The organism is Burkholderia sp. KCJ3K979 (genome assembly GCF_016759955.1).
Taxonomy (GTDB): domain Bacteria; phylum Pseudomonadota; class Gammaproteobacteria; order Burkholderiales; family Burkholderiaceae; genus Burkholderia; species Burkholderia orbicola.
In genome coordinates, this window is sequence record NZ_JACFYV010000479.1 from 1 (window position 1) to 420 (window position 420).

The window sequence follows — 420 nt, forward strand, 5'->3', positions numbered from 1 at the left end:
GCGTCGACGGTGACGGCCATCGCGATGTCCGCCTGCTGCGCGTCGAGCGCCGCCCGCAGCCGTGCGACGAGGTCGACGGGCAGATAGGGCGTATCGCACGGCGAGCACGCGACCAGCGGTGCGCGCGCCGCGCGCATGCCGGCGAGCAGACCCGCGAGCGGGCCGGGGAAGTCGGGCGTTTCATCCGCGATGATGCGCGCGTCGAACGGGGCACCGAGTTCGGCATAGCGATCGGCATGGCGATTCGCGCTGATCAGCGTCTCGTCGACCTGCGGCGCTAGCCGGCGCAGCACGTGCAGCGCGAGCGGCGTACCGTCGAGCAGCTGCAGGCCCTTGTCGACACCATCCATGCGGGTGGCGCGCCCGCCTGCGAGCAGCAGGCCGGCGATCGACGGGGAGGCGGGGGCGGGCATCGTGCGC

At 73.6% G+C, this 420-nt stretch carries 1 protein-coding gene; it reads right to left on the reverse strand.

Features of this window, described 5'->3' with window-relative positions:
* Positions 1 to 413 (reverse strand): molybdenum cofactor guanylyltransferase MobA (mobA, locus tag H3O04_RS35725; RefSeq protein WP_202589554.1); only part of this gene is annotated, 413 nt, incomplete at its 3' end.
* Positions 414 to 420: the final 7 nt, after the last annotated feature.